Origin of the sequence: Pseudomonas wadenswilerensis (genome assembly GCF_024749185.1) — a bacterium.
GTDB classification, from domain to species: Bacteria; Pseudomonadota; Gammaproteobacteria; order Pseudomonadales; family Pseudomonadaceae; genus Aquipseudomonas; species Aquipseudomonas wadenswilerensis.
The window spans coordinates 3,373,828-3,398,092 of record NZ_CP087191.1; the positions used below are offsets into that span (position 1 = coordinate 3,373,828).

The 24,265-nt window shown below is 60.3% G+C and carries 33 protein-coding genes and 1 tRNA gene; 14 read left to right on the forward strand and 20 right to left on the reverse strand.

Going from position 1 to position 24,265, the window contains the following annotated elements; all coding sequences use genetic code 11:
- Positions 1 to 20: 20 nt before the first annotated feature.
- The 6 genes from ahpC to LOY45_RS15375 all read right to left on the reverse strand — a co-directional run bounded on the left by ahpC (position 21) and on the right by LOY45_RS15375 (position 5,335).
- Positions 21 to 584 (reverse strand): alkyl hydroperoxide reductase subunit C, encoded by a 564-nt coding sequence (gene ahpC / locus LOY45_RS15350; RefSeq protein WP_010223911.1) that lies wholly within the window; start codon positions 582 to 584, stop codon positions 21 to 23.
- A gap of 239 nt (positions 585 to 823) precedes the next feature.
- Positions 824 to 2,179, reverse strand: coding sequence for a glutathione-disulfide reductase (gorA, locus tag LOY45_RS15355; RefSeq protein WP_115086984.1), 1,356 nt, complete (start codon positions 2,177 to 2,179; stop codon positions 824 to 826).
- An 89-nt stretch (positions 2,180 to 2,268) separates the two neighbouring features.
- Entirely contained in the window at positions 2,269 to 3,108 is an 840-nt protein-coding gene (gene galU / locus LOY45_RS15360) for a UTP--glucose-1-phosphate uridylyltransferase GalU (RefSeq protein ID WP_107023102.1), read from the reverse strand.
- A gap of 191 nt (positions 3,109 to 3,299) precedes the next feature.
- Positions 3,300 to 4,205: a c-type cytochrome gene (locus LOY45_RS15365; protein ID WP_115086985.1), complete on the reverse strand. Its 906-nt coding sequence runs from the start codon at positions 4,203 to 4,205 to the stop codon at positions 3,300 to 3,302.
- Complete coding sequence (locus tag LOY45_RS15370; RefSeq protein WP_134062813.1) at positions 4,202 to 4,852, reverse strand: c-type cytochrome; 651 nt, start codon at positions 4,850 to 4,852, stop codon at positions 4,202 to 4,204. The genes LOY45_RS15365 and LOY45_RS15370 overlap by 4 nt, the downstream gene beginning before the upstream one ends.
- A gap of 132 nt (positions 4,853 to 4,984) precedes the next feature.
- Positions 4,985 to 5,335: a hypothetical protein gene (locus LOY45_RS15375; RefSeq protein WP_115086987.1), complete on the reverse strand. Its 351-nt coding sequence runs from the start codon at positions 5,333 to 5,335 to the stop codon at positions 4,985 to 4,987.
- 158 nt (positions 5,336 to 5,493) lie between these two features.
- On the opposite strand from LOY45_RS15375, the gene LOY45_RS15380 reads away from it, so the two are divergent.
- The 8 genes from LOY45_RS15380 (at position 5,494) to csrA (ending at position 11,220) form a co-directional block, all read left to right on the forward strand.
- The gene (locus tag LOY45_RS15380) at positions 5,494 to 5,796 is read left to right on the forward strand and encodes a DUF1883 domain-containing protein (protein WP_115086988.1); all 303 of its coding nucleotides are present in this window, start codon (positions 5,494 to 5,496) and stop codon (positions 5,794 to 5,796) included.
- Positions 5,797 to 5,800: 4 nt separating this feature from the next.
- A complete protein-coding gene (locus LOY45_RS15385) occupies positions 5,801 to 5,971 on the forward strand; it encodes a hypothetical protein (protein WP_166675690.1) in 171 nt (56 codons plus the stop codon).
- Between the two features lie 28 nt (positions 5,972 to 5,999).
- Positions 6,000 to 7,073, forward strand: coding sequence for an NAD(P)H-dependent flavin oxidoreductase (locus LOY45_RS15390; RefSeq protein WP_115086989.1), 1,074 nt, complete (start codon positions 6,000 to 6,002; stop codon positions 7,071 to 7,073).
- Positions 7,074 to 7,154: 81 nt separating this feature from the next.
- On the forward strand, positions 7,155 to 7,913 hold the full coding sequence (modA, locus tag LOY45_RS15395; protein WP_134062817.1) for a molybdate ABC transporter substrate-binding protein: 759 nt from the start codon (positions 7,155 to 7,157) through the stop codon (positions 7,911 to 7,913).
- Complete coding sequence (gene modB / locus LOY45_RS15400) at positions 7,913 to 8,593, forward strand: molybdate ABC transporter permease subunit (RefSeq protein ID WP_115086991.1); 681 nt, start codon at positions 7,913 to 7,915, stop codon at positions 8,591 to 8,593. Before modA ends, modB begins: the two co-directional genes overlap by 1 nt.
- A 2-nt stretch (positions 8,594 to 8,595) precedes the next feature.
- Positions 8,596 to 9,684, forward strand: a complete 1,089-nt coding sequence (gene modC / locus LOY45_RS15405; RefSeq protein ID WP_115086992.1) for a molybdenum ABC transporter ATP-binding protein — start codon at positions 8,596 to 8,598, stop codon at positions 9,682 to 9,684.
- Positions 9,685 to 9,726: 42 nt separating this feature from the next.
- The gene (locus tag LOY45_RS15410; protein ID WP_258577955.1) at positions 9,727 to 10,740 is read left to right on the forward strand and encodes a DNA topoisomerase IB; all 1,014 of its coding nucleotides are present in this window, start codon (positions 9,727 to 9,729) and stop codon (positions 10,738 to 10,740) included.
- Between the two features lie 282 nt (positions 10,741 to 11,022).
- Positions 11,023 to 11,220: a carbon storage regulator CsrA gene (gene csrA / locus LOY45_RS15415; RefSeq protein ID WP_010223936.1), complete on the forward strand. Its 198-nt coding sequence runs from the start codon at positions 11,023 to 11,025 to the stop codon at positions 11,218 to 11,220.
- A gap of 78 nt (positions 11,221 to 11,298) precedes the next feature.
- On the opposite strand, the gene LOY45_RS15420 is transcribed toward csrA, so the two are convergent.
- From LOY45_RS15420 to LOY45_RS15430, 3 genes are read right to left on the reverse strand one after another with little or no spacing between them, the layout of a single operon-like run.
- Entirely contained in the window at positions 11,299 to 11,670 is a 372-nt protein-coding gene (locus tag LOY45_RS15420) for a response regulator (RefSeq protein ID WP_115086994.1), read from the reverse strand.
- Between the two features lie 19 nt (positions 11,671 to 11,689).
- Positions 11,690 to 13,135: an ATPase domain-containing protein gene (locus tag LOY45_RS15425; RefSeq protein WP_233674602.1), complete on the reverse strand. Its 1,446-nt coding sequence runs from the start codon at positions 13,133 to 13,135 to the stop codon at positions 11,690 to 11,692.
- Between the two features lies 1 nt (position 13,136).
- Positions 13,137 to 14,303, reverse strand: coding sequence for a two-component system sensor histidine kinase NtrB (locus tag LOY45_RS15430; RefSeq protein ID WP_115086995.1), 1,167 nt, complete (start codon positions 14,301 to 14,303; stop codon positions 13,137 to 13,139).
- 230 nt (positions 14,304 to 14,533) lie between these two features.
- Here LOY45_RS15430 and LOY45_RS15435 point away from each other — a divergent pair, with 230 nt between their 5' ends.
- The 3 genes from LOY45_RS15435 to LOY45_RS15445 all read left to right on the forward strand — a co-directional run bounded on the left by LOY45_RS15435 (position 14,534) and on the right by LOY45_RS15445 (position 15,541).
- Positions 14,534 to 14,728 carry a hypothetical protein gene (locus LOY45_RS15435; RefSeq protein ID WP_134062821.1) on the forward strand — a complete coding sequence of 65 codons (195 nt, stop codon included), beginning with the start codon at positions 14,534 to 14,536 and terminating at the stop codon, positions 14,726 to 14,728.
- Positions 14,729 to 14,898: 170 nt separating this feature from the next.
- Positions 14,899 to 14,983 (forward strand) — tRNA-Leu (locus tag LOY45_RS15440).
- Between the two features lie 144 nt (positions 14,984 to 15,127).
- Complete coding sequence (locus LOY45_RS15445) at positions 15,128 to 15,541, forward strand: DoxX family protein (protein ID WP_115086997.1); 414 nt, start codon at positions 15,128 to 15,130, stop codon at positions 15,539 to 15,541.
- Positions 15,542 to 15,580: 39 nt separating this feature from the next.
- On the opposite strand, the gene LOY45_RS15450 is transcribed toward LOY45_RS15445, so the two are convergent.
- Positions 15,581 to 15,784, reverse strand: a complete 204-nt coding sequence (locus LOY45_RS15450; protein ID WP_115086998.1) for a hypothetical protein — start codon at positions 15,782 to 15,784, stop codon at positions 15,581 to 15,583.
- 70 nt (positions 15,785 to 15,854) lie between these two features.
- Positions 15,855 to 16,304, reverse strand: coding sequence for an anti-virulence regulator CigR family protein (locus tag LOY45_RS15455; RefSeq protein ID WP_115086999.1), 450 nt, complete (start codon positions 16,302 to 16,304; stop codon positions 15,855 to 15,857).
- Positions 16,305 to 16,412: 108 nt separating this feature from the next.
- On the opposite strand from LOY45_RS15455, the gene LOY45_RS15460 reads away from it, so the two are divergent.
- Together LOY45_RS15460 and LOY45_RS15465 are read left to right on the forward strand one after the other, a co-directional pair.
- A complete protein-coding gene (locus LOY45_RS15460) occupies positions 16,413 to 16,655 on the forward strand; it encodes a hypothetical protein (protein WP_115087000.1) in 243 nt (80 codons plus the stop codon).
- Positions 16,656 to 16,728: 73 nt separating this feature from the next.
- Positions 16,729 to 17,394: an SOS response-associated peptidase family protein gene (locus LOY45_RS15465; protein ID WP_258577956.1), complete on the forward strand. Its 666-nt coding sequence runs from the start codon at positions 16,729 to 16,731 to the stop codon at positions 17,392 to 17,394.
- Here LOY45_RS15465 and LOY45_RS15470 read toward each other — a convergent pair.
- The 8 genes from LOY45_RS15470 to LOY45_RS15505 form a co-directional block, all read right to left on the reverse strand.
- Entirely contained in the window at positions 17,358 to 17,690 is a 333-nt protein-coding gene (locus LOY45_RS15470; protein ID WP_115087002.1) for a hypothetical protein, read from the reverse strand. The genes LOY45_RS15465 and LOY45_RS15470 overlap by 37 nt on opposite strands.
- A 126-nt stretch (positions 17,691 to 17,816) precedes the next feature.
- On the reverse strand, positions 17,817 to 18,104 hold the full coding sequence (locus LOY45_RS15475; RefSeq protein WP_115087003.1) for a hypothetical protein: 288 nt from the start codon (positions 18,102 to 18,104) through the stop codon (positions 17,817 to 17,819).
- Between the two features lie 358 nt (positions 18,105 to 18,462).
- Positions 18,463 to 20,046 (reverse strand): sensor domain-containing diguanylate cyclase, encoded by a 1,584-nt coding sequence (locus LOY45_RS15480; protein ID WP_115087005.1) that lies wholly within the window; start codon positions 20,044 to 20,046, stop codon positions 18,463 to 18,465.
- A gap of 178 nt (positions 20,047 to 20,224) precedes the next feature.
- A complete protein-coding gene (locus tag LOY45_RS15485) occupies positions 20,225 to 20,437 on the reverse strand; it encodes a YceK/YidQ family lipoprotein (protein ID WP_115087006.1) in 213 nt (70 codons plus the stop codon).
- Between the two features lie 83 nt (positions 20,438 to 20,520).
- Complete coding sequence (locus LOY45_RS15490) at positions 20,521 to 20,877, reverse strand: I78 family peptidase inhibitor (RefSeq protein WP_115087007.1); 357 nt, start codon at positions 20,875 to 20,877, stop codon at positions 20,521 to 20,523.
- Between the two features lie 63 nt (positions 20,878 to 20,940).
- Complete coding sequence (locus LOY45_RS15495; RefSeq protein ID WP_233674587.1) at positions 20,941 to 21,384, reverse strand: GNAT family N-acetyltransferase; 444 nt, start codon at positions 21,382 to 21,384, stop codon at positions 20,941 to 20,943.
- Between the two features lie 35 nt (positions 21,385 to 21,419).
- Entirely contained in the window at positions 21,420 to 21,614 is a 195-nt protein-coding gene (locus LOY45_RS15500; RefSeq protein WP_115087131.1) for a hypothetical protein, read from the reverse strand.
- A gap of 158 nt (positions 21,615 to 21,772) precedes the next feature.
- Complete coding sequence (locus LOY45_RS15505; protein WP_233674588.1) at positions 21,773 to 22,177, reverse strand: hypothetical protein; 405 nt, start codon at positions 22,175 to 22,177, stop codon at positions 21,773 to 21,775.
- A 396-nt stretch (positions 22,178 to 22,573) separates the two neighbouring features.
- On the opposite strand from LOY45_RS15505, the gene LOY45_RS15510 reads away from it, so the two are divergent.
- Positions 22,574 to 22,906: a YceK/YidQ family lipoprotein gene (locus LOY45_RS15510; protein WP_115087011.1), complete on the forward strand. Its 333-nt coding sequence runs from the start codon at positions 22,574 to 22,576 to the stop codon at positions 22,904 to 22,906.
- A 221-nt stretch (positions 22,907 to 23,127) separates the two neighbouring features.
- Here the strand turns inward: LOY45_RS15510 and LOY45_RS15515 are convergent, their stop codons facing one another.
- Complete coding sequence (locus LOY45_RS15515) at positions 23,128 to 24,207, reverse strand: 3-oxoacyl-[acyl-carrier-protein] synthase III C-terminal domain-containing protein (protein ID WP_258577957.1); 1,080 nt, start codon at positions 24,205 to 24,207, stop codon at positions 23,128 to 23,130.
- Between the last annotated feature and the right edge of the window lie 58 nt (positions 24,208 to 24,265).

Below are 24,265 nucleotides of genomic sequence, written 5' to 3' on the forward strand. Positions count from 1 at the left end.
CCCTCGGCTGGCTCACGGTCTTAGATCTTGCCGACCAGGTCCAGCGATGGCGCCAGGGTCGCTTCGCCTTCTTTCCACTTGGCCGGGCAGACTTCGCCTGGGTGGGCGGCAACGTACTGGGCGGCCTTGACCTTGCGCAGCAGCTCGCTGGCGTCACGGCCTACACCACCGTCGTTGAGTTCGACGATCTTGATCTGGCCTTCAGGGTTGATCACGAAGGTGCCACGGTCAGCGATACCGGCTTCTTCGATCAGCACGTCGAAGTTGCGCGAGATGACGTGGGTCGGGTCACCGATCAGCGGGTACTGGATCTTGCCGATGGTGTCCGAAGTGTCGTGCCAGGCTTTGTGGGTGAAGTGGGTGTCGGTGGACACGCCGTAGATTTCCACGCCCAGGTCTTTGAACTGCGCGTAGTTGTCGGCCAGGTCGCCCAGCTCGGTCGGGCAGACGAAGGTGAAGTCGGCCGGGTAGAAGAACACCACGGACCATTTGCCTTTCAGATCGGCATCCGAGACTTCGACGAACTTGCCCTGGTGGTAAGCGGTAGCTTTGAACGGTTTGACCTGGCTGTTGATGATAGGCATGAGTGACGCTCCTTCAGGGGGTTGAAAAAACTGATGGGAGAATCGTAGCCAATGCATTGGATTAATGCTCATTGGCAAAGCTCATGTTGTTGATTGGTTTTGGCTATAAGGCGGGGATATTAATAGAAGGGAATGATACTGAGGCTGCTGTGCAGCCTATCGCTGGCAAGCCAGCTCCCACAAAGCCAGTTGTACCTGTACCTGTGGGAGCCGGCCTTGCCGGCGATAACTTACGCCGCTTAACGCGAAGGCGTACGCAGGGTGACGAACTCTTCCGCCGCCGTAGGATGCACGCCAATGGTCTCGTCGAACTGCTGCTTGGTCGCCCCGGCCTTGAGGGCGATGCCCAGGCCCTGGATGATCTCGCCGGCGTCCGGACCGACCATATGGCAACCCAGCACGCGGTCGGTGTCGGCATCGACCACCAGCTTCATCAGGGTCTTTTCCTGTACATCGGTGAGGGTCAGCTTCATCGGCCGGAAGCGGCTTTCGAAGATCTGCACCTTGTGCCCCTGCTCCAGCGCCTGCTCTTCGGTCAGGCCAACGGTGCCGATCGGTGGCTGGCTGAACACCGCCGTGGGGATGTTCAGGTAATCCACCGGGCGGTACTGCTCAGGCTTGAACAGGCGCCGGGCCACTGCCATCCCTTCGGCCAGGGCCACCGGGGTCAGCTGCACGCGGCCGATCACATCGCCAATGGCCAGGATCGACGGCGCGGTGGTCTGGTACAGGTCATCGACACGGATAAATCCACGAGGGTCGAGCTCGACGCCGGTGTTTTCCAGGCCCAGGTTGTCGAGCATCGGCCGCCGGCCGGTGGCGTAGAACACGCAATCGGCAACCAGCTCGCGACCGTCCTTGAGCGTGGCCTTGAGGCTGCCGTCATCCTGGCGCTCGATGCGCTGGATGTCGCTGTTGAACTGCAGGTCCATGCCGCGTTTTTCCAGCTCCTCCTTGAGGTGATCGCGCACCCCGCCGTCGAAGCCGCGCAGGAACAGGTCGCCGCGGTACAGCAGCGAGGTCTTGGCGCCCAGGCCCTGGAAGATCCCGGCAAACTCCACGGCGATATAACCGCCGCCGACCACCAGCACGCGCTTGGGCAGATCCTTGAGGTAGAACGCCTCGTTGGAGCTGATCGCCAGCTCCTTGCCCGGAATGTCCGGGATCTGCGGCCAGCCGCCAGTGGCAATGAGGATGTGCTCGGCGCTGTAGCGCTGGCCATCGACTTCTACCTCATGGGCCCCCGTCAGTTTGGCGTGGCCTTCAAGCAGGGTCACACCGCTGTTGACCAGCAGGTTGCGGTAGATACCGTTGAGCCGCTCGATCTCGCGGTTCTTGTTGGCGATCAGCTGGCCCCAGTCGAACTGGGCATCTTCCAGCGACCAGCCAAAGCCTGCGGCCTGCTCGAAGTCGTCGGCAAAGTGCGCGCCGTAGACCAGCAGTTTTTTCGGCACGCAGCCAACGTTGACACAGGTACCGCCCAGGTAGCGGCTTTCGGCAACCGCCACTTTTGCACCGAAGCCTGCGGCAAAGCGCGCAGCGCGCACACCGCCAGACCCGGCACCAATCACGAACAGATCAAAATCGTAGGTCATCTCGATGCTCTCAAGCTGCAAGTCTCAAGCTACAAGCTACAAGAAAAAGCCACCCGAAGGTGGCTTTATCAAACCGCTAGCTACCAGGCTCAGTACGCTTTGCCGGTCTTGTAGAAGTTCTCGAAGCAGAAGTTGGTCGCTTCGATGTAACCTTCGGCGCCACCGCAGTCGAAACGCTTGCCTTTGAACTTGTAGGCAATGACACAGCCATCCTGGGCCTGTTTCATCAGGGCGTCGGTGATCTGGATTTCACCGCCCTTGCCCGGCTCGGTTTCTTCGATCAGTTTGAAAATGTCCGGAGTCATGATGTAGCGGCCGATGATCGCCAGGTTCGACGGGGCATCTTCAGGCTTTGGCTTCTCGACCATGTTGCGTACACGGTACAGGTCGTCGCCGATCAGGTCACCGGCGATCACACCGTATTTGCTGGTTTCCTGCGGGTCGACTTCCATGATGGCAACAATGGTGCAGCGGTACTGTTTGTACAGCTTGACCATCTGCTTGAGCACGCCGTCACCTTCGAGGTGGACGCACAGGTCGTCCGCCAGCACCACGGCGAACGGCTCGTCGCCGATCAGCGGGCGACCGGTAAGGATCGCGTGGCCCAGGCCTTTCATTTCGGTCTGACGGGTGTAGGAGAACGAGCACTCGTCGAGCAGACGACGGATGCCGACCAGGTATTTTTCCTTGTCGGTGCCCTTGATCTGGTTTTCCAGCTCGTAGCTGATGTCGAAGTGGTCTTCCAGGGCGCGCTTGCCGCGACCGGTGACGATGGAAATCTCGTTCAATCCAGCTTCCAGCGCTTCTTCAACGCCGTACTGGATCAGTGGCTTGTTCACCACCGGCAGCATTTCCTTGGGCATGGCTTTGGTAGCAGGCAGGAAGCGAGTGCCGTAACCGGCTGCCGGGAACAAGCATTTCTTGATCATATACGTCCTTAACAAGGGCTTTGCGTACGAAATTCGGCGCAGTCTAATCAGGCGGCGGTCACCTTACAATGCCCCACCACCGGGCGGCCAATGCCATCATAGAGAAATCCTGGGGTGGATAGTTCCCCCGGATCATAAATATTGCGCCGGTGGCTGACCACCGGCACGTAAATCCGGGGGCATCGAGGTCCTTACAGGCCCTGCCCGACCAGTACCCCGTCTACCTTCTGGCCATAGAGGTTGACGCCATCATTGGCGTGGAACTTCAGCCGGGTTTTCTCGATCGAGCCGTCTACCAGACGCGGATCCTGCGGCCGCTCGTGGCGGTTGATGTAAGCGGCCACGTCCCAGGCCTGCTGGTCGCTCAGGCTGCCGGGCTTGCCCAGGGGCATATTGTGCTTGATGAAAGATGCGGCCGTATTGATCCGGTGCATGCCGGCGCCCCAGTTGTAGGAGTCCTTGCCCCACAACGGCGGCATCACGTAGTCCTTGGCCACTTTCTGCCCTTCGCCATTGGCGCCGTGGCAAATGGAGCACTGGGCCTGGTACACCTGCTCACCCCGTTTGAAGTCATAGCCTTCGGCCGATTGCGGTACGTCCGGGTAGCCGCGGCCAGCGCTCTCGACACCAATCGGCGCCTTGCTTGCCAGCCAGTAGGCATATACCGACAAGGCAGTCATCTGCGGGCTGTCAGCCGCCGGTGGCTTGCCGTTCATACTGAACTGAAAGCAGCCCTGGATACGCTCGGCGAAGGTGTTGACCTTGTCGTTTTTCTTGCGATAGGCCGGATACATGGGATACGCGCCCCACAGCGGCGCCGAGTTGCCCAGGCGACCCTGGTCGAGGTGACAGTTGCTGCAGTTAAGGCCGTTACCGACGTATTCGGGCATCAACCTGCGCGTGTCGACGAACAAGGCATGGCCATCGCGGACCATCTTGCCGTAGGCATTGTCGGGCAGTTCGCTTTCCGCTGGCGGGGTGAAGCCTGGCGCGGCAGCAGGCGCGGACTTGAGCTGCGACTGGTCTTCCATGGCAATGGGTGCAGCATGGACGTTGCCCAGGCTCAGGGCCAGGGCGGCGAGGATCATCGGCTTCATGGCTTGACCTCCGGGCTGACAGGGTTGGCGAAGTAATTGGCCACGGCCTTAATCTCGTCATCGGTCATGGCCTTGGCCACACCGACCATCAGCTGGTTGGGGTCGTTGCTGCGGCTGCCGTCGCGCCAGGCGTTGAGCTGGGCAACCAGATAGCTGGCAGGTTGATGCGCCAATGGCGGGAAATGTTCGCCGACACCTGCACCACCAGGGCCGTGGCACTGCACGCAACCGGGGATTTTGCGGTTCCAGTCGCCATACAACGCCAGCTTCTGTACCGGATCTGCGGCCATTTGCTGGCGATGGCTGGCGCTGGCCGGTTCACTGGGCATGGCGGCCAGGGTGGCGGTGACCGCCTGGATTTCTTCAGCACTCAAGGCCTTGGCCAGCGGCTCCATGATCGGATGCTTGCGGCTGCCGGACTGAAAGTCCTGCAACTGCTTGCTCAGGTAGGCTGCCGGCAGGCCGGCCAAGCGCGGAAAGCCGGCTGCGGCGATGCCCTTGGCATCCGGGCCATGGCAACCCAGGCAGGCCATGGCGGCAGGGTTCTGGCCACCCTGGGTAAATACTTTCTGGCCGTCGGCGGCGTGGACGGCAGGCAGTGAAAACAGCAGCAGGCTGCTGATCAGGATTCGATCCAGTGGGATCATCACGGACTCCATTTTCTTGTTATAAGCTTAGGCTTAATAGATATAAGCCTATGGATAGTAGGCCTATACGCCGTGAGCTACAACGCAGAAAGATGGCGAGATGCCAGCTGAATCGGTTAGTTGCTGACGAAATTACCCGGAGATGCAGCGCGTCGCCGCGGTCTTCACATCACCCAGGCGCAGCGGGAAATTATTCAACCGCTCATACAGCTTGATGCTGCTGCCGCTGCCACGCTTGTCGATATCCACCAGCGCGGCCGGGCCGGCACCCACCTTTTGCGGCACGACCAGGCGCAAACCGTCGTGGCGTTCCTCCACGGCCAGCTGCCCACGCGACTCACTCAACTGCTGCTGCACGCAGTCGGCATATTCCTGGGGTTTCTTGCCAGAAATCACATTGAGGGTTTCCGGGCTGCGCTCCAGCTCCGACACACTTACACAGCCACCCAGCGTTACTGCCAACGCTGCTACGACCCACTTCATCAAGCACACCTCCACCACGGAAAAAAGATATGACCACGCGCAGACCATTTCGCTCCCTTGATTGGCAGTTTTATCCTGGGCCTGGCACGAAGGCCGACAGTGTAACCGACATCATGGTATCGTTTTGATTTGCTGACAGATCCAATGCGGAGTGCAACATGAAATTCGTACACCAGCGCGAGCACCTCAACGAAGATGACATCGTGGTCATCCATTGCTCCCAGCGCTGCAATATCCGCCTGATGAACGACGCCAACTTCCGCAGCTTCAAGAACGGCGGCCGCCACACCTATCATGGCGGCGCCTTCGTCGACTTCCCGGCCAAGATCACCGTGCCCAGCACCGGCTTCTGGAACATCACTATCGACACCGTGGGCCCGCGTGCATTATCGGCAGTCACCAAGCCAACCTTCACCCACACGGTGAAGATCATCCGTCGTTCGTCGTCGAAACTGAGATAAGCCCATGAGCCAGACCACCAAGTTCGTGATCAAGTACAAGATCGATGGCGAGCAACGTTTCGACTTCGCCCAGTTGACCAGCGATGCTCCCGAGCAAGTGCAGGCAGCGCTGCAACAGCTCCACGGCGAAGACGCCAAGAAGATCACTGATATCAAGGTGAGCAAAGCGCTGTAAAACCACCTCAGCACAAGGAACCCCAGGCATGAGCCAATGGCCGGACACCCGCCTCCTCGATCTGTTCGGCATCGAACTGCCGATCCTTCAGGCGCCCATGGCCGGCTCCACCGGTTCGGCCATGGCCATTGCCGTGAGCAACGCTGGCGGCCTGGGTTCACTGCCTTGTGCCACCCTGAGCCTGGAACAGATCCGCGCCGAGCTTCAAGCCTTTCGCGAGGCAAGCAACGGCCCGCTCAACGTCAACTTCTTCTGCCATCAGCCGCCCGAGCCAGACCCGGCCCGCGACGCAGCCTGGAAGCTGGCGCTCAAACCGTACTATGAAGAGCTGGGTGCCGATTTCGAGGCACCGACGCCGGTCTCCAATCGTGCGCCCTTCGACGACGCCACCTGCCAGTTGCTCGAGCAATTCAAGCCGGCGGTGGTCAGCTTCCACTTTGGCCTGCCCGAAGCCAGCCTGCTCAAGCGGGTCAAGGCCACTGGCGCCAAGGTGCTGTCCAGCGCCACTACGGTGGATGAAGCCCTGTGGCTGGAAGATCACGGCTGCGACGCAATCATTGCCATGGGCTATGAAGCCGGCGGCCATCGCGGGATGTTCCTCAGCAGCGACCTCAATACCCAGGTCGGTACGCTGGCGCTGGTGCCGCAGATTGTCGATGCGGTGAACGTGCCGGTGATTGCCGCCGGCGGCATTGGCGACCATCGCGGCATCGTTGCCGCCCTGGCCCTGGGCGCTTCGGCGGTGCAACTGGGCACCGCCTACCTGTTCTGCCCGGAAGCCAAGGTCTCGGCGGCCCATCGCCAGGCCCTGCACAGCGCCAAGGAAAGCGACACGGCAGTCACCAACCTGTTTACCGGGCGCCCGGCACGCGGTATCCGCACGCGAATCATGCGCGAACTGGGGCCCATGAGTGACCTTGCGCCCCGCTTCCCCCTGGCTGGTGGTGCGCTGATGCCGCTGCGGGCGATCAGCGAGCCGAAAGGCAACAGCGATTTCAGCAACCTCTGGTCGGGCCAGGCGCTACGCCTGGGCCAGGCCCTGCCGGCCGGTGAACTGACGCGCACACTGGCTGAAAACGCCCTCGCCCAGCTCAAACGCTGAAGCAGTACTTCCCGTTGGCCGGGCATTCGCTATATATTCACCTATATAACGAATACCCCTCAGCCTGTGGAGCTGTTTTTCATGAGTAAGTGCGCACCGCGTTTTGCCCTGGCCGCCCTGGCCACCTTCATGACCTTGAACAGCGCCTGGGCCGATGAGGTACAGGTGGCTGTTGCCGCCAACTTCACCGCACCGATCCAGGCGATTGCCAAGGACTTCGAGAAAGACACCGGCCACACGCTGGTTGCCGCCTATGGCGCTACCGGCCAGTTCTATGCGCAGATCAAGAACGGCGCGCCGTTCGAGGTGTTCCTCGCCGCCGATGACAGCACGCCGGAAAAACTCGAAAAAGAAGGCGACACGGTCAAGGGCTCGCGCTTCACCTACGCCATCGGCACCCTGGCGCTGTGGTCGGCCAAGGATGACTATGTCGATGGCAAGGGCGATGTGCTGAAGAAAAACCAGTTCAAGCACCTGTCGATTGCCAACCCGAAAGCCGCACCTTATGGCCTGGCGGCGACTCAGGTGCTGGACAAACTGCAACTGACCGAGGCCACCAAGGCCAAGATCGTCGAAGGCCAGAACATCACCCAGGCCTTCCAGTTCGTCTCCACCGGCAATGCCGAACTGGGCTTTGTCGCCCTGTCGCAGATCTACAAGGACGGCAAGGTCAGCAGCGGTTCGGCCTGGATCGTGCCGTCCAACCTGCATGAGCCAATCAAGCAGGACGCGGTGATCCTCAACAAAGGCAAGGACAGCACCGCAGCCAAAGCCCTGGTTGAATACCTCAAAGGCCCGAAAGCCGCTGCCGTGATCAAGTCCTACGGTTACGAAATCTGATGCCACTGGATGCCAGCGACCTCGGCGCCATCTGGCTGACCTTCAAACTGGCCAGCCTGACCACGCTGATCCTGTTGCTCATCGGTACTCCCATCGCCTGGTGGCTGGCGCGCACACGCTCGTGGCTGCGCGGGCCGGTGGGCGCGGTGGTGGCCCTGCCCTTGGTGCTGCCACCGACGGTGATCGGCTTCTACCTGTTGCTGGCCCTGGGGCCCAACGGCTGGATCGGCCAGACCACCGAAGCGCTGGGGCTGGGCACCGTGGTGTTCAGCTTCAGCGGCCTGGTGATCGGTTCGGTGGTTTATTCGATGCCCTTCGTCGTGCAACCCTTGCAGAACGCCTTCAGCGCCATTGGTGAACGGCCGCTGGAGGTGGCTGCGACCTTGCGCGCCAGCCCCTGGGACTGTTTCGTTCATGTGGTGTTGCCCTTGGCGCGCCCTGGCTTCATCACCGCCAGCATCCTCGGCTTTGCCCACACCGTCGGCGAGTTCGGCGTGGTGCTGATGATCGGCGGCAATATTCCCGACAAGACCCGGGTGGTGTCGGTGCAGATCTTCGACCATGTCGAGGCCATGGAGTACCTGCAGGCCCACTGGCTGGCCGGGGCCATGCTGGTGTTCTCTTTCCTCGTGCTGCTGGCGCTGTATTCCAGCCGCCGCGGCAAATCGGCCTGGAGCTGAGCATGGCAGCGATGATTCACGCCCGCTTGAAACTGGCGCGCGACGACTTCAGCCTGGATGTCGACCTGCAACTGCCCGGGCGCGGCATCAGCGCCCTGTTCGGCCATTCCGGCTCGGGCAAGACCACGTGCCTGCGCTGCCTGGCCGGGCTTGAGCGCGCGACCGAGGCTTACATCGAGGTCAACGGCGAAATCTGGCAGGACTCGCGCCGCGAACATTTCGTCGCCCCGCATCAACGCCCGATCGGCTATGTCTTCCAGGAGGCCAGCTTGTTTGCGCACCTGTCGGTGCTCGCCAACCTGACCTTCGGCTACAAACGCATCCCCGCCCAGCTGCGCAAGGTCAGCCTTGAGCAGGCCTGCGAACTGCTCGGCATCGAGCACCTGCTGGAGCGCAAGCCTGCGACGCTTTCCGGCGGCGAAGCCCAGCGCGTGGGCATTGCCCGGGCGCTGCTGAGCAGCCCGCAACTGTTGTTGATGGACGAGCCGCTGGCGGCCCTCGATGGCCCGCGCAAGCGCGAGATCCTGCCGTACCTTGAGCGCCTGCACAGCGAACTGGAGATTCCGCTGATCTACGTCAGCCATGCCCAGGACGAAGTCGCGCGCCTGGCCGATCACCTGGTGCTACTGGAACAGGGCAAGGTCCAGGCCAGCGGCCCGATCGCCGCCACCCTCGCCCGCCTCGATCTGCCCCTGGCCCAGGGCGATGATGCCGGGGTGATCATCGAAGGCCAGGTCAGCGCCTACAACAGCGACTACCAGTTGCTCAGCCTGCAACTGCCGCACAGCGACTTGCAGGTGCGCGTTGCCCACGAACCGCTGGCCGTCGGCATGCCGTTGCGCCTGAAGGTCCAGGCGCGTGACGTCAGCCTGAGCCTGGGCGCCGATCAGCAATCGAGCATCCTCAATCGCCTGCCGGTGACGGTCAGCGGCCACCGCCCGGCCGACAACAGCGCCCATGTGCTGGTCAGCCTGGACGCGGCCGGCACCACCTTGCTGGCGCGCATCACCCGCTATTCCGCCGACCAGCTCAAGTTGCATGCCGGGCAGTCGCTATGGGCACAGATCAAGTCGGTGGCACTGTTGGGTTGACGTTGCGGTCCATAGTACAAGCCCCGTCACTGGACCCGCGCCATGCCCGACACCGCCCTGCCCGCCGCCTTGCAGTATGTCGATGACACCCAGCCCGGCCTGCGCCGCAAGACGCTGCGCGGCAGGTTCGTCTACCTCGATGCACAAGGCGACCGGGTCACCGACCCGGCCACCCTCGAGCGGATCAGGGCCCTGGTGATCCCGCCGGCCTACACCGATGTATGGATCTGTGCCGACCCGCGAGGCCACCTGCAGGCTACCGGCCGTGATGCCCGCGGACGCAAGCAGTACCGCTACCATGCCGACTGGCGCAGCTATCGCGACAGCCACAAGTACTCACGCATGCTGGCCTTCGCCAGCCTCTTGCCCAAGGTGCGCCGGCAACTGGACAGTCATCTGGCGCGGCCGGGGCTTGATCGACAAAAGGTCATGGCCCTGGTGGTCAGCCTGCTCGACAGCACCTTGATCCGCATCGGCAATCGCCAGTATGCCCGCGACAACAAGTCCTTCGGTCTGACCACCTTGCGCAACCGTCACGTCAAGGTCAACGGCAGCGCCATCCGCTTTCAGTTTCGCGGCAAGAGCGGCATCGAACATCGGGTGACCCTGAAGAACCGGCGTCTGGCCAACCTGGTCAAACGCTGCATGGACCTGCCCGGCCAGGACCTGTTCCAGTACCAGGATGAACAGGGCCAGCGCCACAGCGTCGGCTCGGCCGACGTCAACGCCTACCTGCAGGAACTGACCGGCAGCGATTTCACCGCCAAGGACTACCGCACCTGGGCCGGCAGCGCCCTGGCCCTGAGCCTGTTGCGCCAGCTTGAGTGGCAGCCGGAGCAGGAAGCCAAGCGGCAGATCGTCGAGACCGTCAAACAGGTCGCCAGCCGCCTGGGCAATACCCCGGCAGTATGCCGGCGCTGCTATATCCATCCGGCGCTGCTGGAGCATTTCACCCTGGGCGGGCTGGCCAAGCTACCACGGCCACGCACCCGCAAGGGGCTGGAGGCCGAGGAAGTGGCCCTGGCGTTGTTTCTGCAAAACCTCCCTGCCCCTTGAAAAGCCATTCAGCGAAACCCACCTTCACTATCATGCAGAGAAATTTCCCATATTCCTTCAACCCCCCTATGCTTGCGGGTATGAGCAGTACTCGCTGTTCGGGAGCGCTCATCCAGCCAATCGGCACCTGCGACTAAAGACTCACTACAGAATCTGTGTTCGGGGGAATTAATATCCGCCGAAAGCGTCTTTAATGAAGGGAAAGAGGGATGCACCCCCTGTGTGATCCCGGCTTCTGCGGGCTACGCCTGCAAGGCAACTTACGTTACCAAGGAGAAATACATGCTGATACTCACCCGCAAGGTTGGCGAAAGCATCGTCATCAACGATGACATCAAAGTCACCATTCTGGGCGTCAAAGGGATGCAAGTGAGGATCGGCATCGATGCACCGAAAGATGTACAGGTGCACCGCGAGGAGATTTTCAAACGCATTCAGGCCGGTAGCCCGGCACCGGAAAAAGGAGGCGACGAGCACTAAGTAGCCCCCAGCTCACTCAAGCCGCACGGATGCGCTTGATCCTGACCCTGACAACCCTCCAGGTTGCAGTCGCAGGTCTCAAGGCGCCTCAGGCGCGCCAACCAGTTCCTTCACTTTGGCAATCAGTTGATCGATGTCGAAGGGTTTGTCGAACACGGCAGCGAACAGCCTGGGATTATCCCGCCCCTTGTGAGCCTGTGCCCCGCTCATCAATATGATCGGCAAGGCCTGTAGCAGCGGCTCTGCACGAATACTGACGGCCAGTGCCTCGCCATCCATCACCGGCATCATGTAATCGGTGATCACCAACTCCACTCGTTTGCCTTTCAGCAAGTCCAGGGCCTTTTGCCCATTACCGGCCAGTTCCACGTCGAAACCTTCGTCCTCCAGGGCCCAGCCCAGGATATTGGCGATCAGGTACTCGTCGTCGACGACCAGAATGGTACTCATGGTGTTGCCGGCCCCATTCTCATGATCCAGGCACCTGCGAGGGCGTCCCGGACATCACCCCCGTGGCCTGGGAAAAGGCCTTTTGCAGATCGATACCGTGGTCGCTGATGATCAGTTCCAGCAGCGCCGGATCGTAATAGCTGTCGCGCACCTTGAGGATCGACAGCAATCGCTTGAGCTCGGACTCCATCTCGACAAAGCGCATCAACAGCAGGTTGTCGACGATGCTCGAGAGGTCGGGCGCCGGTGCGTTGATTTCCGAACCGAAGATATCGCGCATTTCCCAGGTGGCCAGGACACTGACGTCACGGGCGCGCAGCTCGCCGGTCAGGGCGCGAAAGAATTCGTTCAGCCGCATCGGATTGCTTGCCAGGCGGGTGAAAGCACCGAGGCTGTCGATCAGCACACGCTTGATGTTGTGCTGCTCGACCAAGCGCAGCAAGCGCATGCCGACATCATCAAGCACGCCTTCGGTGGTCGGTTGCCAGGCAATACGCAAGGCCCCGGCGCGCTCCATGGCGGCAAAGTCGTAGCCCAGGGCGCCGGCCTTCAGGCGCAGGCGATGCGGCGTTTCATAAAAGCCGAAATGCAGACCGGGTTCTGCGACTGTCGCCGCGCCCAGAAAGCTCACGCCCAGGGAGGTTTTACCGATGCCCGACGGGCCCATTGCCAGGGTCACCGAGGCAGCGGGCAACCCGCCTCCGAGCATGCTGTCAAACACCGGCACGCCGCTGGGGACGCGGGTCAGCTCGCCCGTGCCAGGCCCGGTCGGGTGGCTGTACAGCGACTCCAGGCGCGGGTACACCTGGATGCCGTCCTCGGTGATTTCACACTCGTGGATACCCGACAGGGCGCCGCTGCCGCGGGTCTTGCGCAACTGGATGCGGCGCACCGAGCGGCTGCCGAACAGCTCGTCACCCAGTTCGATGACACCATCGACCATGGTGTGTTCCGGGCTGCCATCGTCCAGCCGCGAGCTGGTCAGAAACAGCACGGTGCAACCGGCAAACGCCGCATGGCCATGCAGCTCGGCGATGAATTTCTTGGTGTCCAGCGGGGTTTCCGCCCGCGAGCGGGCATTGAGCAGGCCATCTACGATCAGCAGGCTGGCCTGATGGCGGCTGATTTCCCCGCGCAGCAGTTTCACCACTTCGTCCAGCCCCTCCTGCTCCATGGTGTCGAAAGCACTGACGAACTGCAGTTGCGCGCCGATTTTCGCCGGATCGAAAAAGCTCAAGGTCGACAGGTACTGGAACAGACGCTCGTGGGACTCGCTCAACAGCGTCGCCACCAGCACCCGTCCGCCATGCGCCACATGGTTGAACGCCAACTGATTGGCCAGGATGGTCTTGCCTGAACCGGGCCGCCCTTGAACGATATAGGAAGCACCGACCACCAGCCCGCCCTTGAGCAGTTCGTCGAGCCCGGGGATACCAGTGGCGAGGCGTTTGAGTGGTTCCACGATGCTATGCACCTCCGTGTTCAGGGACGGGGTCAATGGAGGCTGTGTACACCGGCAGGTAGACACTCATGCAGGTACCCTTGCCCGGCTCGCTGCTGACGCTGACCGCGCCATTGCTCTGCTTGGCAAAACCATAGACCTGGCTCAGGCCCAGCCCGGTGCCCTTGCCAAAGCTCTTGGTAGTGAAAAAAGGCTCGAAGATGCGCGGCAGCACCTTGCTGTCGATGCCGCGGCCGGTGTCGCTGATGCTGATGCAGACAAAGCGCCCCACCAGGCCCTCGGGGCGGCCTGTAAGCGTGCAGTTTTGCGCCTGCATGCTGATCAGCCCCTCGCCATCGATGGCGTCGCGGGCATTGAAGATCAGGTTGAGCAATACCATCTGCAACTGCCCGGCATCGACTTCGACATCCCACAGGTTGTCGGCCAGCAGCACCTGCAGTTCCACCGACGCGGGCAGGGTCTGGCCGAGCAGCACGCGCGTCGACTCGATCAGTTCCGGCACTTTGACGCGACCGAACTTCAAGGCCTTGTGCCGGGCGAAACTGAGCAGTTGCTGGGTCATCTGGCTACCGCGCTCGCCCGCATCGAGGATGTGTTCGAGCAGGCGCTGGGTACGTTGCGGGTCTCGGCTGTTAAGGGCCAGGCGAGCCGAGCCGATGATGATGGTCAGCAGGTTGTTGAAGTCATGCGCCATGCCCCCGGTCAATTGCCCGAGGGCTTCAAGCTTTTGCGACTGGAACAGCTGGGCGCGCATTTCATCGAGTTGCAGTGCGGCCTCGCGGCGGTCGGTAATGTCGCGGGTTATCTTCGCCAACCCCACGACTTCGCCATCGGGTGCCCTGATCACGTCCAGCGCCACCAGTGCCCAGAACAGCGTGCCGTCCTTGCGCATGCGCCAGCCTTCATCCTGGGCACCGCCAGTACTCAAGGCACGCTCAAGCAGCCAGTCCGGCTTGCCGTCGGCACAATCCTGAGGGGTGAAGAACATCGAGAAATGCTTGCCGATCACTTCATCGGCACGATAGCCCTTGATGCGCTGTGCGCCGGCATTCCAGGACACCACGTGACCTTCGAGGTCGAGCATGTAGATAGCGTAATCAACCACCGTTTGTACCAGTTGCTCGAAGCGACTGGCATGCATCACATGAAGTTCGGAGTCGGATGAGACCATGGCTGCCCCACGAAGCCGTAGATGGCTTGTCTGGATATGACAGCATACGCTGCAAGCGATTCCCTGCGCTGGTCTAAAACTTAGTCGGATTCTTCAGGCACTGCCAGTCGACGGCGTGGTGAAAGCAACAGTGGCCCAATGACAGCAAGGAATCAATTGCTCTATAGTCGCCCGGCACTTCAGACCTGCCACCTACCTCGAGGGAACGACGCGTGGCCGCAGACCTACGAATGAAAGCTATCCATGATGACCTGCAGCACACCGCCGCCGACCTTGAGCGGGTGTCGCTCGACCTGCGCGGGCACGTGCTGTACCTGCAGCACTCGGTACACCAGGCTGACGCCGCCGCAGTGCTGGGTAGAATCGCGGGCCTGCAATCGTCGGTGGATGACTTGCGCGGCGTCGCCGATACGATCAGCTACTGATCACGAACACTGCGTGGCGCTGGCGGCGACTGCGACATACTGAATGACGGCCATTGCCGATTTCGGCACGGAGGCGCCGTCCAGAGCCCTGCACGCGGTTGACTCGAATATAACGATGGGTTATAAAGCTCGCTTGATTGAGGGAGCAAATGCATTTTCCTCAACCCAGTGCGAGTGTGGTGGAATTGGTATACACAGCAGACTTAAAATCTGCCGGCGTGAGCCTTGCGGGTTCGAGTCCCGCCACTCGCACCATCTTCTGAGAAGGCGCCTTAGCGGCGCCTTTTTGCTGTCTGGCGTTCGCCCAAACAACCCTTATGCCCTTTTTATGCTGGGCTGGCCGCAAATCCTTTCGGCAACTGCTAAGGTAAAATTGCCCAACAACAAAGGAAGGCCGCCATGCGCTATACCCTGTTCGACAACCAGCGCGACGTCATCATCCTGCTGGCGCGGATACTGCTGATGATCCTGTTCGTGATGTCTGGCTGGAGCAAGCTCACCGGCTTCGACGGCACGGTTGACTATCTGGCATCCCTGGGAGCTCCGGTGCCAACAGTCGCAGCTGCGGTGGCGGTGGTGATGGAGTTTTTTGTCGCCATCATTCTCATCCTCGGCTTCTACACTCGCCCGCTGGCCTTCCTGTTTGCCCTGTTCGTGATCGGTACCGCCGTTATCGGCCACCCATTCTGGAATATGGTCGACCCGGCCAAGGCGGCCAACACCGTGCAGTTCTTCAAGAACATGAGCATCGTCGGCGGCCTGCTGCTGCTGTCGGTTACCGGTGCCGGGCGCTTCTCGGTGGATGGGCGTTAACCCGCAACCGCCTCCAGGCGCCAGCGCCGCTGCTGGCGCCTAGAGGTCGTCGAGGGTGTCTACGCCTTCATCCCAGAATGCATCGTCATCACCTGCACAATCGCTGGCATTCGGCTCGTCGTCATCCTGCGGATCGAACAACGGGTTGACCTCTTCCTGCGCTTCGTAATCATCCTCGGCGAAGTCATGGTCGAGCAGGTGATCATGCTCAGGTTCGTGAATGTCCAGATCGTCGTCGTTCATTGCAGGGCCTGCCTTGCCGGTGTGGGGGGCGCCTGTATAAGCGCACTCTGCCCCGCCGTCAACTACGGTTTCAATCGAGCACGTGAGTCAGCACTTCGTAGATGATGCCGGTGGCGATCGCTACCAGAATCAGGTCGGTCCCGGCCTGGCGCCATTCGTAGCCATCGTAGTGCGGCAGCCTGCCGATCAGGCGGTCATCGAGCTTTTTCGCGATGCCGGGTGGCAGGGGTTTGCCGCGCGCCAGGTTCTTGCGTACACCCGGGGGCAGGTCGGCGCCACGACTCCAGTAATCGGGATAGCCCAGCAGCACATTGATGACACGGCTGCGATCGATGGCCGGGCCATGACTCCATTGGTCAGCGCTCTTGCCACCTTTCTGGCTGGCACCCTGACCACCCTGCTTGCCCTGGCCATGCCCCGGATTACCTTTGCCATTGCCCGGATCGGCAACAGCGCCAAGTGAACCGAGTGCCAGGCTCAACGAGGTGGCGACGACAACCAGCAAGCGCGATCTGAACATGATGATGTGCTCAAGAATGGGACATCCCACATCAGCTTAGACGTTGTGCAGGCACAAGGTTCCGTGACAGGGTAATGGCACCAGGGACGGGCAAGCCAAGGAGCGACAATGAAGTACCTGCTGATTTTCATCGCCAGCTATGGCGCGACATTCTTCGTGGTCGGCTCGATCATCGAGGCCCGCTTGCATGACCTGGCCGAGCACCTGCGCTATCGCGAGCGGGCGCCGACCAAGGCGCAATACCTGCGCGAAGTTCGCGCCAGCGTGCAACGTTCGAAGTTCGAAGCCTGCGCCTGGCTGGGCACATTGTTGGCTCTGGTGGTATCGCTCTTGGTCTGGGTGCTGAGCTGACCGTCGCAGGAGCGGGCTCGCCCCCCGATAGCGTCTATCCTCCACCGGTAGGCACCTCGCGGAGCTTCGCAGCATGTGCGGCAGGTTATCCCAATACCATGGCATCCACGATTTCGTCGAGGCCCTGAGCATGCCCGGCGCCCTGGTCAACAGCGTCGGTGATCAGCCCCTTGGCCACTACAACGTGGCGCCGACCACCCGCGTGGCGCTGCTGCATATCGAGGCTGACATCCTCCACGCCGACCTGCTGCCCTGGGGCTGGCGCCCGCACTGGGCCAGGGACCGCGCCGCCCCCATCAACGCGCGGGTGGAAAAGGTCGCCCATGGCGCCTTCTTCCTTGCCATCTGGCCACACCGGGCCATCGTGCCGATCGACAACTGGTTCGAATGGGTCGATGAAGGCGGCCCGAAAAAGCAACCCTACCTGATCCGCCGCGGCGATGGCCGCCCTGCCCTGTGCGCCGCGATCGGCCAGTGCAGCGGCGAGCATGCGGGGTTCGTCATCCTCACGGCTGACAGTGAAGGCGGTCTGCTCGACGTGCATGACCGCCGTCCAATCGTGCTGGCGCCGGCTTTTGCCCGGCAATGGCTGGACCCGGCCACCGCTGGCGAACACGCCGAGCAGATGGCCTTGAATCTGGGTGAGCCGGCAGCGCAGTTCGAGTGGTACCCGGTCAGCGCTGCGATCGGCAATGTGCGTAATCAGGGCGCCGAATTGATCGCCCGCATCCCGGGGTAGTGGCTGATGGCAGGTAGCTCATTGAGTTCGATGACGTCGGCGGCAATTGCGCGACAACGTTTTACGCCCCAGATAATCGCCCGGGTCAGGGTGACTTCATCGAGATGGTCGTGATACTCCTCCACGATGGGTAGACCGGCACTGGTGTAAACCCCGAGAAACAACTGAGTGCAACCGCTGCGCGACAGCCGCGCCTTGACATCAAGTGTGATTCCCGACTCCAGCGATTCTTCATGCTCCTGGCTGTGCAGTTGGCAGTCTGCCCAAGCCCAATAGTGTGCGCCTCTGTACCTCATTATTATTTTCCTTGTGAGTCGGCAGCACACGAAAGATATATAAAAAAAGTATGAAACAGAAGAACTCAATTAGGTGTTGGACAGTGTGCAATAGAGCCAGTCGCTATAAAGCAGGCAGGCACAACTTCACATCAGCGAAAGATACCATCCAATAAAGGCGATCAGCCCTATCGCCTGCAAAATCAATAGCGTACCGGCACCTGCCGGCTTCCCGGCGAGCACCCAATAAGTGCCGACCAGCGGCAGGCACAAACCATTGGTTACACCCAGGGTAAATATTGCCAGCGCGCGTCCAAGGCTGGGAAAAGGACCTCCAGGGGCTAACAGAAAAAACACGAAAATGCCGCCACCTATTGCCGCGACAATGATCGCGGCCAATGCAAACAAGCGTTGCGCCAGAGAAGGGTCGTCCATGATCAGTCCTTTGCATTTACGAGGCGGGCATCTTACCCATGCGTTGGCGTTTTATCACGCACGGCCCCATCAACGCGCTCCAGGCAGCCGACTGCCTAGTCGTTGGGCAACGGCATATCCTTGTCGTCGGGATACTGTTCCTCATTGTCGCCCTCTTGCCAATCGCCTGGGCGCTCCTGCGGAATAACCTGAGGCCGGGTCAAGGGATCGTATTCTTCGTCAGGCTCAGATTCGGGCCGTGGGGGTATTTGCATCGAGACATTAGGCATAAGCACCTCGGTTGCAAGGCACAGGAGGTCTGGGCCGTATTCATTCGAGCGGTACGCTGTGGGCAGCGTGCCGTTCGAGCGACGAATGGCTAGAGCTTGGAGCTCGCCCGCCCTTCGCCCAGGCCGTCAACCAGGCACCAACCGTTGCGGCCCTTGTCCTTGGCCAGGTACAGCGCCGAGTCGGCCGCGCCCATCAGCATGTCTGCGCCAACCGCCTCCTTGCCCGGGTAGCCGAGGGCAATGCCGGCACTGGCGGTCACCCTGCCCGAGGGGCTTTTCACATGCTCGATGTGCAACTGGCGGATCGCCTCGAGAATGTCCTCGACAATCCTGCTGGCCCCCGCCGCATCGGTGTTGGGCAGCAGCAGGGTGAACTCTTCGCCACCGTAGCGCACGGCCAGGTCGCCGGGACGCTTGAGGCTGCCCTGAATGGCAGTGCCCACGGCGCGCAGGCAGTCATCCCCGGCGGGATGTCCATAGTTGTCGTTGTACCGCTTGAAGTAGTCCAGATCCATCATCACCAGCGCCAACGGATACCCCTGACGCCTGGCCCGACGAATTTCCTCAGCCAGGGCAGTGTCCAGCCGCCGGCGGTTACCCAGGCCCGTCAGGCTGTCGCTCAACGCCAGGTCACGGACCGTCTGGTGTGCACGCCGCAGCGCGGTCTCCATCACGATTCGCTCGCGCAGTTGCCTGAGCACCAGGGCGCCGAAACCGCTCAAGCCCACCAGCAACAACAGCAAGACCATGGCGGTCTTGATCAGATCATCACGCCAGGGGCCAATGATCGAGGCCCGGGAGAGCCCGGCTTCGACCACCAATGGATAGGCGTCCAGGGCCTTGTAGGCGTACAACCGCTGGGTACCGTCGACCACTGCGGTGGTTTCGACCACGCCCTCGGATGAGTGCGGCAGGTACTCCTGGAAGATCTCGCTGCCGGCCAGGCTGCCGCCAATCACCCGCTCGACAAAAGGCCGGCGGAGCAGGATGGTGCCGTCCCGTTTGGCCAGCACCAGCGCGCCACGGTCATCGATCTTGAACGCACCGTAGAACTCGACGAAATAATCGACCTTGACGGTGCCCAGCAGCACCCCGAAAAAAGACCCGTCGGGGTTATCGAGGCGCCTGGAAACGGGAATGATCAACTCGCCGGTAGAGCGGCTTTTCACCACGGCGCCGATGTATACGCCACGGTCCACATGGGTGCGGTGATACTCGAAATAATCGCGGTCGGCGTTATTGGCATTGGTCGGCGTTTCGCTCTTGTCGGTGACGATCCAGTGACCGTCCGAGCCATACACAAACAACCCGTGCAACTGTGGCATCAACGCCGCCTGCTGCTTGAGCAGCCTGTGCAGCCGCGGAATATTCATCCGCGCAAAGCCGTCACCTTCAAGCCGCTCGCCAAGCATCGCGGTCACCACATCGACCTGGCGGATAGCATCTTCGGCATGCTGGGCGGTGGCGCTGGCAAGGTTGGTCACCGAGTCATGGGCGCTGGCAAAGGCGTGCCGGTAGTCGCGCCAGATCCGCCAGCCTTCAATGCCGACGAACAGCAGCACGACCACCAGCATGAAACTCAGGATCAGGCGGAACAGTGGCGCCGAACGCCCTTCGCGTGGCGAGAACGATTCTGCGGCTTCGTCCCCGTTCAGGTCATCGGATGGGTGCATACAGGTCCCTGTTCCATAAAACTCCCACCACTGTGATAAACCACCTCCAGACTGTCCAACAGCGCCTGGCGTTTAACATAGACCACCGGGACGTGCTCACCTAGGCAAGCATGCAAAAAAGCCCCACAGCGCCATGAGCCTGAGGCCTTCACTTGACTGGGAGGGGAAATGTTACCTTTCAGAGCCAGCAAAAAGGCAGGGAAGCGGTATCCGCCACAAGCGTGAAAGGCAGGTCGACAAGCACGAATGGCCCGATGAATTGCGCGAGCTGGTACTCGGTTTCCAGCCCGCCATAGCAATCGTATGAACGGTCGCGATTGCCGACGGCGGCCAGCCAGGCGCAGCCGTTCAGTTGTGAAAGGGCGACCATCAAGATGAGTTTACGTACCACGCAATGTCCTTATCGCTATTGAGCTGTCGATACATAGACGCTGCTATAACCGGTGAGTCACCTAAGCCCTGCATCGGCTCGCGCTAACCGCAGAAGGCTGCAAAAATCCGGCGCTGTCCATTCACCTCAAGATTCAGCCGATCGGGTACGTAACTCAGGTCGCGACCGGGCGCCGACAACACACGCACCGAACTGACACCCGATAACATCTTGGCAATCAGCAGTACTTCCTTGCCCACCTCCTGGCCGAACAAGATCTGGACGGGCTCTGACGAGCACTCCTGCACATCGCTGGTGTAGGCACTGGAATCATCGGTAATGGCGTCTGTGAGTTCGACGATCACCACGCTGAACACCAGCCAGCCGACCAGCGCCAGGGCGAGCCCGAGAATGAGGGTGGGGAGCGCGTCGAGCACACTTCGTGCTGCACTGTTGTCCATAAAAAGAGAGCCTTGAAAGTCAGCTCAGACCGAATAGACAAACTCAAGTTCCCTGGCCGCAGGTCAACCGCGAATGCGTTTGAAGTAGACCAGCTCCGGGTCCTGCTCATCGAGGTTTTCGATGACGCCACTGGGCACAAAACCGGCTTTCAGAATGAGCCTGCGCGACGGCAGGTTGGACTGGTTGGTCGAGATGAACAGCTTTGCTGTCTTGCACGCCGCTTCGGCTGCGGCAAGAAGCTGAAAAGCTACACCCTGGCGCCGATGAGCAGGGGCAACCACCACCAGGGCAACGAAACCGTAATCAAAAAAATGGTAGGTCAGCACCACATAGCCGATCACAGCCCCTGAACAAAGCGCAACCAGGCACTGGTGCTTGCCGACGGACTCTTCAAGAAAATGCCCACGCCCAGGGTTAGTACTGGCGTAGGTATCGAATGCGAGCATTGCGCTCAGGTCGTCGGGCGTGGCCTGACGGACAAGGGTCAGCTCTTGTGTTGCGCTCATTCGGCCTCCTGCCTGGATGTGAACCAAACCTGATTCTACCGCTGGCCCAGCAACGCCGCATTCGCTTGACGGACCATAGCCACCCACTCCCCCGGGCTGACCAGACCGGACTGCTCGAGCTGCTGCGCTGCCACCAGAGCCTGGTCGTAATCAGCCTCCTGCAAAGTACCTTCATCCAGGAAGCGGGCCCTCCACTCCAGAATCGCCGCCATCCCTTTCTTCGTCTCCATTCCCGCCCCCACGTGCACTGAAAACAGGTGCGCGACCGGGTCGCCACCTGAGCGGCGGCGAGATTACAGGAGAACGATAGTTTTGAGAATGCTTCGTAATACCGTTTGTCGTTGAAAGCCCTGCAACCCTTCGTTACCAGCACAACGACAAACAGCCACTAGCCCCGCGCGCCCCTGCGTTGTTCGAGGACAACGGCCAGCACCGCCAGCACAATGGCCAGCGTGTAGGCAAACAGGCCGAGATTGATCCCCAGGATCATCTTCTCTGAACCGTCGCTGAGCACCATCGATCCACCGTAACCATCGCGCAACCAGTACGCGATCAAGAAGCCACCGGTGACGAACAGGGTGAGCAGGCTCGCAAGTTTGAGATGGTCTTTGATCCACACCAGCCAGACGCTATAAACGCCAATTGCGGTGTTGGTAAACAGTTGCCAGGTTTCATGTAGCCGCGCGTGAGGCTCCCACGCCGGGTTGAAAACGTGAGTCTGGTTGACCTCAAGAAGAGGAACCACAACGGCGTAAAAGACGATGCCGATCGTTACCAGCAACTTCGCAAGCATTACAAACCTCCTTGTCTGTATTGACCGAGCAGATCGCCAGCGCTCCGGCAGATGCCTACCGGGCAAAGTTTTGCGGACACGCCTGACTTAAAATGAAGTGGGACGCACCGTCAAAATACAGGTTCCATATACCAATTTAAACAATATTTCGTCGCCCGTAAGGCGTGTTGAATCTCTTCAGTTTCGCCCGTCGAATCGACCACAACACCAACGCCGCCGGCCGCTGGACCGGGCGCCACCAGGAAAAACCTCGGCACGCGGGGAAGCGGGACGACGCCACGGGGGCATCACCTACAGGGAATAATGCGGAATGTGAACGGTGAAATGGGCGTGCATGACCCCTGGCATTTTGAATTTCGGTAATAATCACCGCCAACTTCAGCACGGACGCGCCACATGAAATTCTTCAGCACTCTACTGATCTCGATCTCGTTAACCGGTTGCGGGACGATCAACACGGTCTTCAGGGATGACATGATCTCCAGCAACAAGCTTGCCCGTTGGCACTCCAATTGCGATTCAATTCCACGAATCTACAGCGGTGCGGCATTGAATTACTGCACACTGGACGCAGCGCCCCGCCGTTCTGTCGGCTTTGATGGGTACCCTGCCGCGCCGTTGATACTTTTCGACCTGGCCCTGTCTGGCGTAGCAGATACCGTAGTGTTGCCCTACTCCATCTACCTGCAGAACGAGCACGGAGATATTCAAAAGGCACGTTTCGAGTAGCGGCGGTTACTGCCGCAGGTTGGCGAACAAGTGTTGTACGTAATCAGCTTGCCCAAGCGGTACGCAATCGAACCGGCGTAGACGGGTTTCGCCTGGATGCTCAACTTGCCGCACGGATGCGGCAAGTTGATAGGTGCTTGCTGAGGAAGCTCAACAGCGGATTTCGGAACGACGACTTTCAGCTAGAAAATCGCCCCCGCAATGCCCTTTGCAATAGCACCCTACAAGGTAAATGACAGCGCAGAAAACACCATTCCGCCACTTCCTGCCCAGCCCATGCAGAACTGCCCTTTCTCGGCCTCCCCTCGGCTAACCGCATCAAAAATACCAAAGGGGATCGACGCAGTAATAATATTACCTGTTTTATGTCCAACGTGATGCAGCTTGCTATCAATACCAATCAACTGGCCAATGTGCTCCCACATTTTTGGCGAGCCGGTATGAATGAATACTTTATGGACATCCGCAGCCGAGACGTTTTGCAGATTGAACACTTTTATCGCTTCATTTCGACCATCTTCATGCAAGGCTGCTGCGTAGGAGTTGAACAGATACTGCCCACCGGTTGGTGCGATACGCGCAATATCCTCCTCATTGCAAAACAGCTTCCAGTCCGGCAGGGAAATAGTCGACAAGTCGCTCAGGTCAGGCCTGTTGATGTACGAAAATTTAAAATTCCCCGGGGCTTCATTACTGAGGATGGTGACGGTGGCCGCTTCACCGATGGTAAAACTGGGGAACTTGTAAGCCAGTTCTGCCGGTGACTGCAAAGAAAAGTTCTTTGGCATGACCGGCCCGCCATCCGACATGCCAAATTCCATGTTAACGATGGCTGCGTAGCGGATCTCCCCCGCTTCCATTTTGCTATTGATCACATCCATGGCCGTCACCCAACCGTTGCAGGCGTCGACAACATCAAAATTTCTGCAGTTCAGGCCCAGCGCCTTGGCAATGAAGGTACTGTTGGCAGGCTCGATGAACCCTCGCGTTACGTTCGGATAAATCAATAAATCCAGGTCTGCCTTGTTGATATCAGCTTGCGCGAGCGCCGAATTGAATGCTGCTTCCATCAGCTCCATCGGCTTCTCGTTGGCCGCCAGCCAATGCCGTGTTTCGCTGCCACTTTTCTCAAGCAGCTTGCCGATGGTCTTCAATGTTTTTGGCAAGTCATCCTGAAACGTATTTCTTGAGTGCTCCTCGACCAGGTTGATAACGTCCTGATTGGTGACGACGCGTGACGGAAGCGACCCAGACAGCCCAACTATCTTCATATAACGTCCTTGTTTGAAGTATTCATCCATTGCAATGGCTGCGCATGAGTAGAGGCTTACTCATCCCTGTAAGCAACCACTGGCCGCC

Coding starts and splice junctions, on each gene's coding strand:
- LOY45_RS15510 (WP_115087011.1), top strand. CDS start 22,574: ATGAAATTCTTCAGCACTCTACTGATCTCGATCTCGTTAACCGGTTGC.
- LOY45_RS15380 (WP_115086988.1), top strand. CDS start 5,494: ATGAAATTCGTACACCAGCGCGAGCACCTCAACGAAGATGACATCGTG.
- gorA (WP_115086984.1), bottom strand. CDS start 2,179: ATGACCTACGATTTTGATCTGTTCGTGATTGGTGCCGGGTCTGGCGGT.
- LOY45_RS15475 (WP_115087003.1), bottom strand. CDS start 18,104: ATGGACGACCCTTCTCTGGCGCAACGCTTGTTTGCATTGGCCGCGATC.
- LOY45_RS15410 (WP_258577955.1), top strand. CDS start 9,727: ATGCCCGACACCGCCCTGCCCGCCGCCTTGCAGTATGTCGATGACACC.
- LOY45_RS15450 (WP_115086998.1), bottom strand. CDS start 15,784: ATGAACGACGACGATCTGGACATTCACGAACCTGAGCATGATCACCTG.
- LOY45_RS15455 (WP_115086999.1), bottom strand. CDS start 16,304: ATGTTCAGATCGCGCTTGCTGGTTGTCGTCGCCACCTCGTTGAGCCTG.
- modC (WP_115086992.1), top strand. CDS start 8,596: ATGGCAGCGATGATTCACGCCCGCTTGAAACTGGCGCGCGACGACTTC.
- LOY45_RS15390 (WP_115086989.1), top strand. CDS start 6,000: ATGAGCCAATGGCCGGACACCCGCCTCCTCGATCTGTTCGGCATCGAA.
- LOY45_RS15460 (WP_115087000.1), top strand. CDS start 16,413: ATGAAGTACCTGCTGATTTTCATCGCCAGCTATGGCGCGACATTCTTC.
- LOY45_RS15505 (WP_233674588.1), bottom strand. CDS start 22,177: ATGCTTGCGAAGTTGCTGGTAACGATCGGCATCGTCTTTTACGCCGTT.
- csrA (WP_010223936.1), top strand. CDS start 11,023: ATGCTGATACTCACCCGCAAGGTTGGCGAAAGCATCGTCATCAACGAT.
- ahpC (WP_010223911.1), bottom strand. CDS start 584: ATGCCTATCATCAACAGCCAGGTCAAACCGTTCAAAGCTACCGCTTAC.
- LOY45_RS15470 (WP_115087002.1), bottom strand. CDS start 17,690: ATGAGGTACAGAGGCGCACACTATTGGGCTTGGGCAGACTGCCAACTG.
- LOY45_RS15370 (WP_134062813.1), bottom strand. CDS start 4,852: ATGATCCCACTGGATCGAATCCTGATCAGCAGCCTGCTGCTGTTTTCA.
- LOY45_RS15480 (WP_115087005.1), bottom strand. CDS start 20,046: ATGCACCCATCCGATGACCTGAACGGGGACGAAGCCGCAGAATCGTTC.
- LOY45_RS15385 (WP_166675690.1), top strand. CDS start 5,801: ATGAGCCAGACCACCAAGTTCGTGATCAAGTACAAGATCGATGGCGAG.
- galU (WP_107023102.1), bottom strand. CDS start 3,108: ATGATCAAGAAATGCTTGTTCCCGGCAGCCGGTTACGGCACTCGCTTC.
- LOY45_RS15500 (WP_115087131.1), bottom strand. CDS start 21,614: ATGGAGACGAAGAAAGGGATGGCGGCGATTCTGGAGTGGAGGGCCCGC.
- modA (WP_134062817.1), top strand. CDS start 7,155: ATGAGTAAGTGCGCACCGCGTTTTGCCCTGGCCGCCCTGGCCACCTTC.
- LOY45_RS15430 (WP_115086995.1), bottom strand. CDS start 14,303: ATGGTCTCATCCGACTCCGAACTTCATGTGATGCATGCCAGTCGCTTC.
- LOY45_RS15420 (WP_115086994.1), bottom strand. CDS start 11,670: ATGAGTACCATTCTGGTCGTCGACGACGAGTACCTGATCGCCAATATC.
- LOY45_RS15435 (WP_134062821.1), top strand. CDS start 14,534: ATGAAAGCTATCCATGATGACCTGCAGCACACCGCCGCCGACCTTGAG.
- LOY45_RS15365 (WP_115086985.1), bottom strand. CDS start 4,205: ATGAAGCCGATGATCCTCGCCGCCCTGGCCCTGAGCCTGGGCAACGTC.
- LOY45_RS15375 (WP_115086987.1), bottom strand. CDS start 5,335: ATGAAGTGGGTCGTAGCAGCGTTGGCAGTAACGCTGGGTGGCTGTGTA.
- LOY45_RS15490 (WP_115087007.1), bottom strand. CDS start 20,877: ATGGACAACAGTGCAGCACGAAGTGTGCTCGACGCGCTCCCCACCCTC.
- LOY45_RS15515 (WP_258577957.1), bottom strand. CDS start 24,207: ATGGATGAATACTTCAAACAAGGACGTTATATGAAGATAGTTGGGCTG.
- modB (WP_115086991.1), top strand. CDS start 7,913: ATGCCACTGGATGCCAGCGACCTCGGCGCCATCTGGCTGACCTTCAAA.
- LOY45_RS15495 (WP_233674587.1), bottom strand. CDS start 21,384: ATGAGCGCAACACAAGAGCTGACCCTTGTCCGTCAGGCCACGCCCGAC.
- LOY45_RS15445 (WP_115086997.1), top strand. CDS start 15,128: ATGCGCTATACCCTGTTCGACAACCAGCGCGACGTCATCATCCTGCTG.
- LOY45_RS15465 (WP_258577956.1), top strand. CDS start 16,729: ATGTGCGGCAGGTTATCCCAATACCATGGCATCCACGATTTCGTCGAG.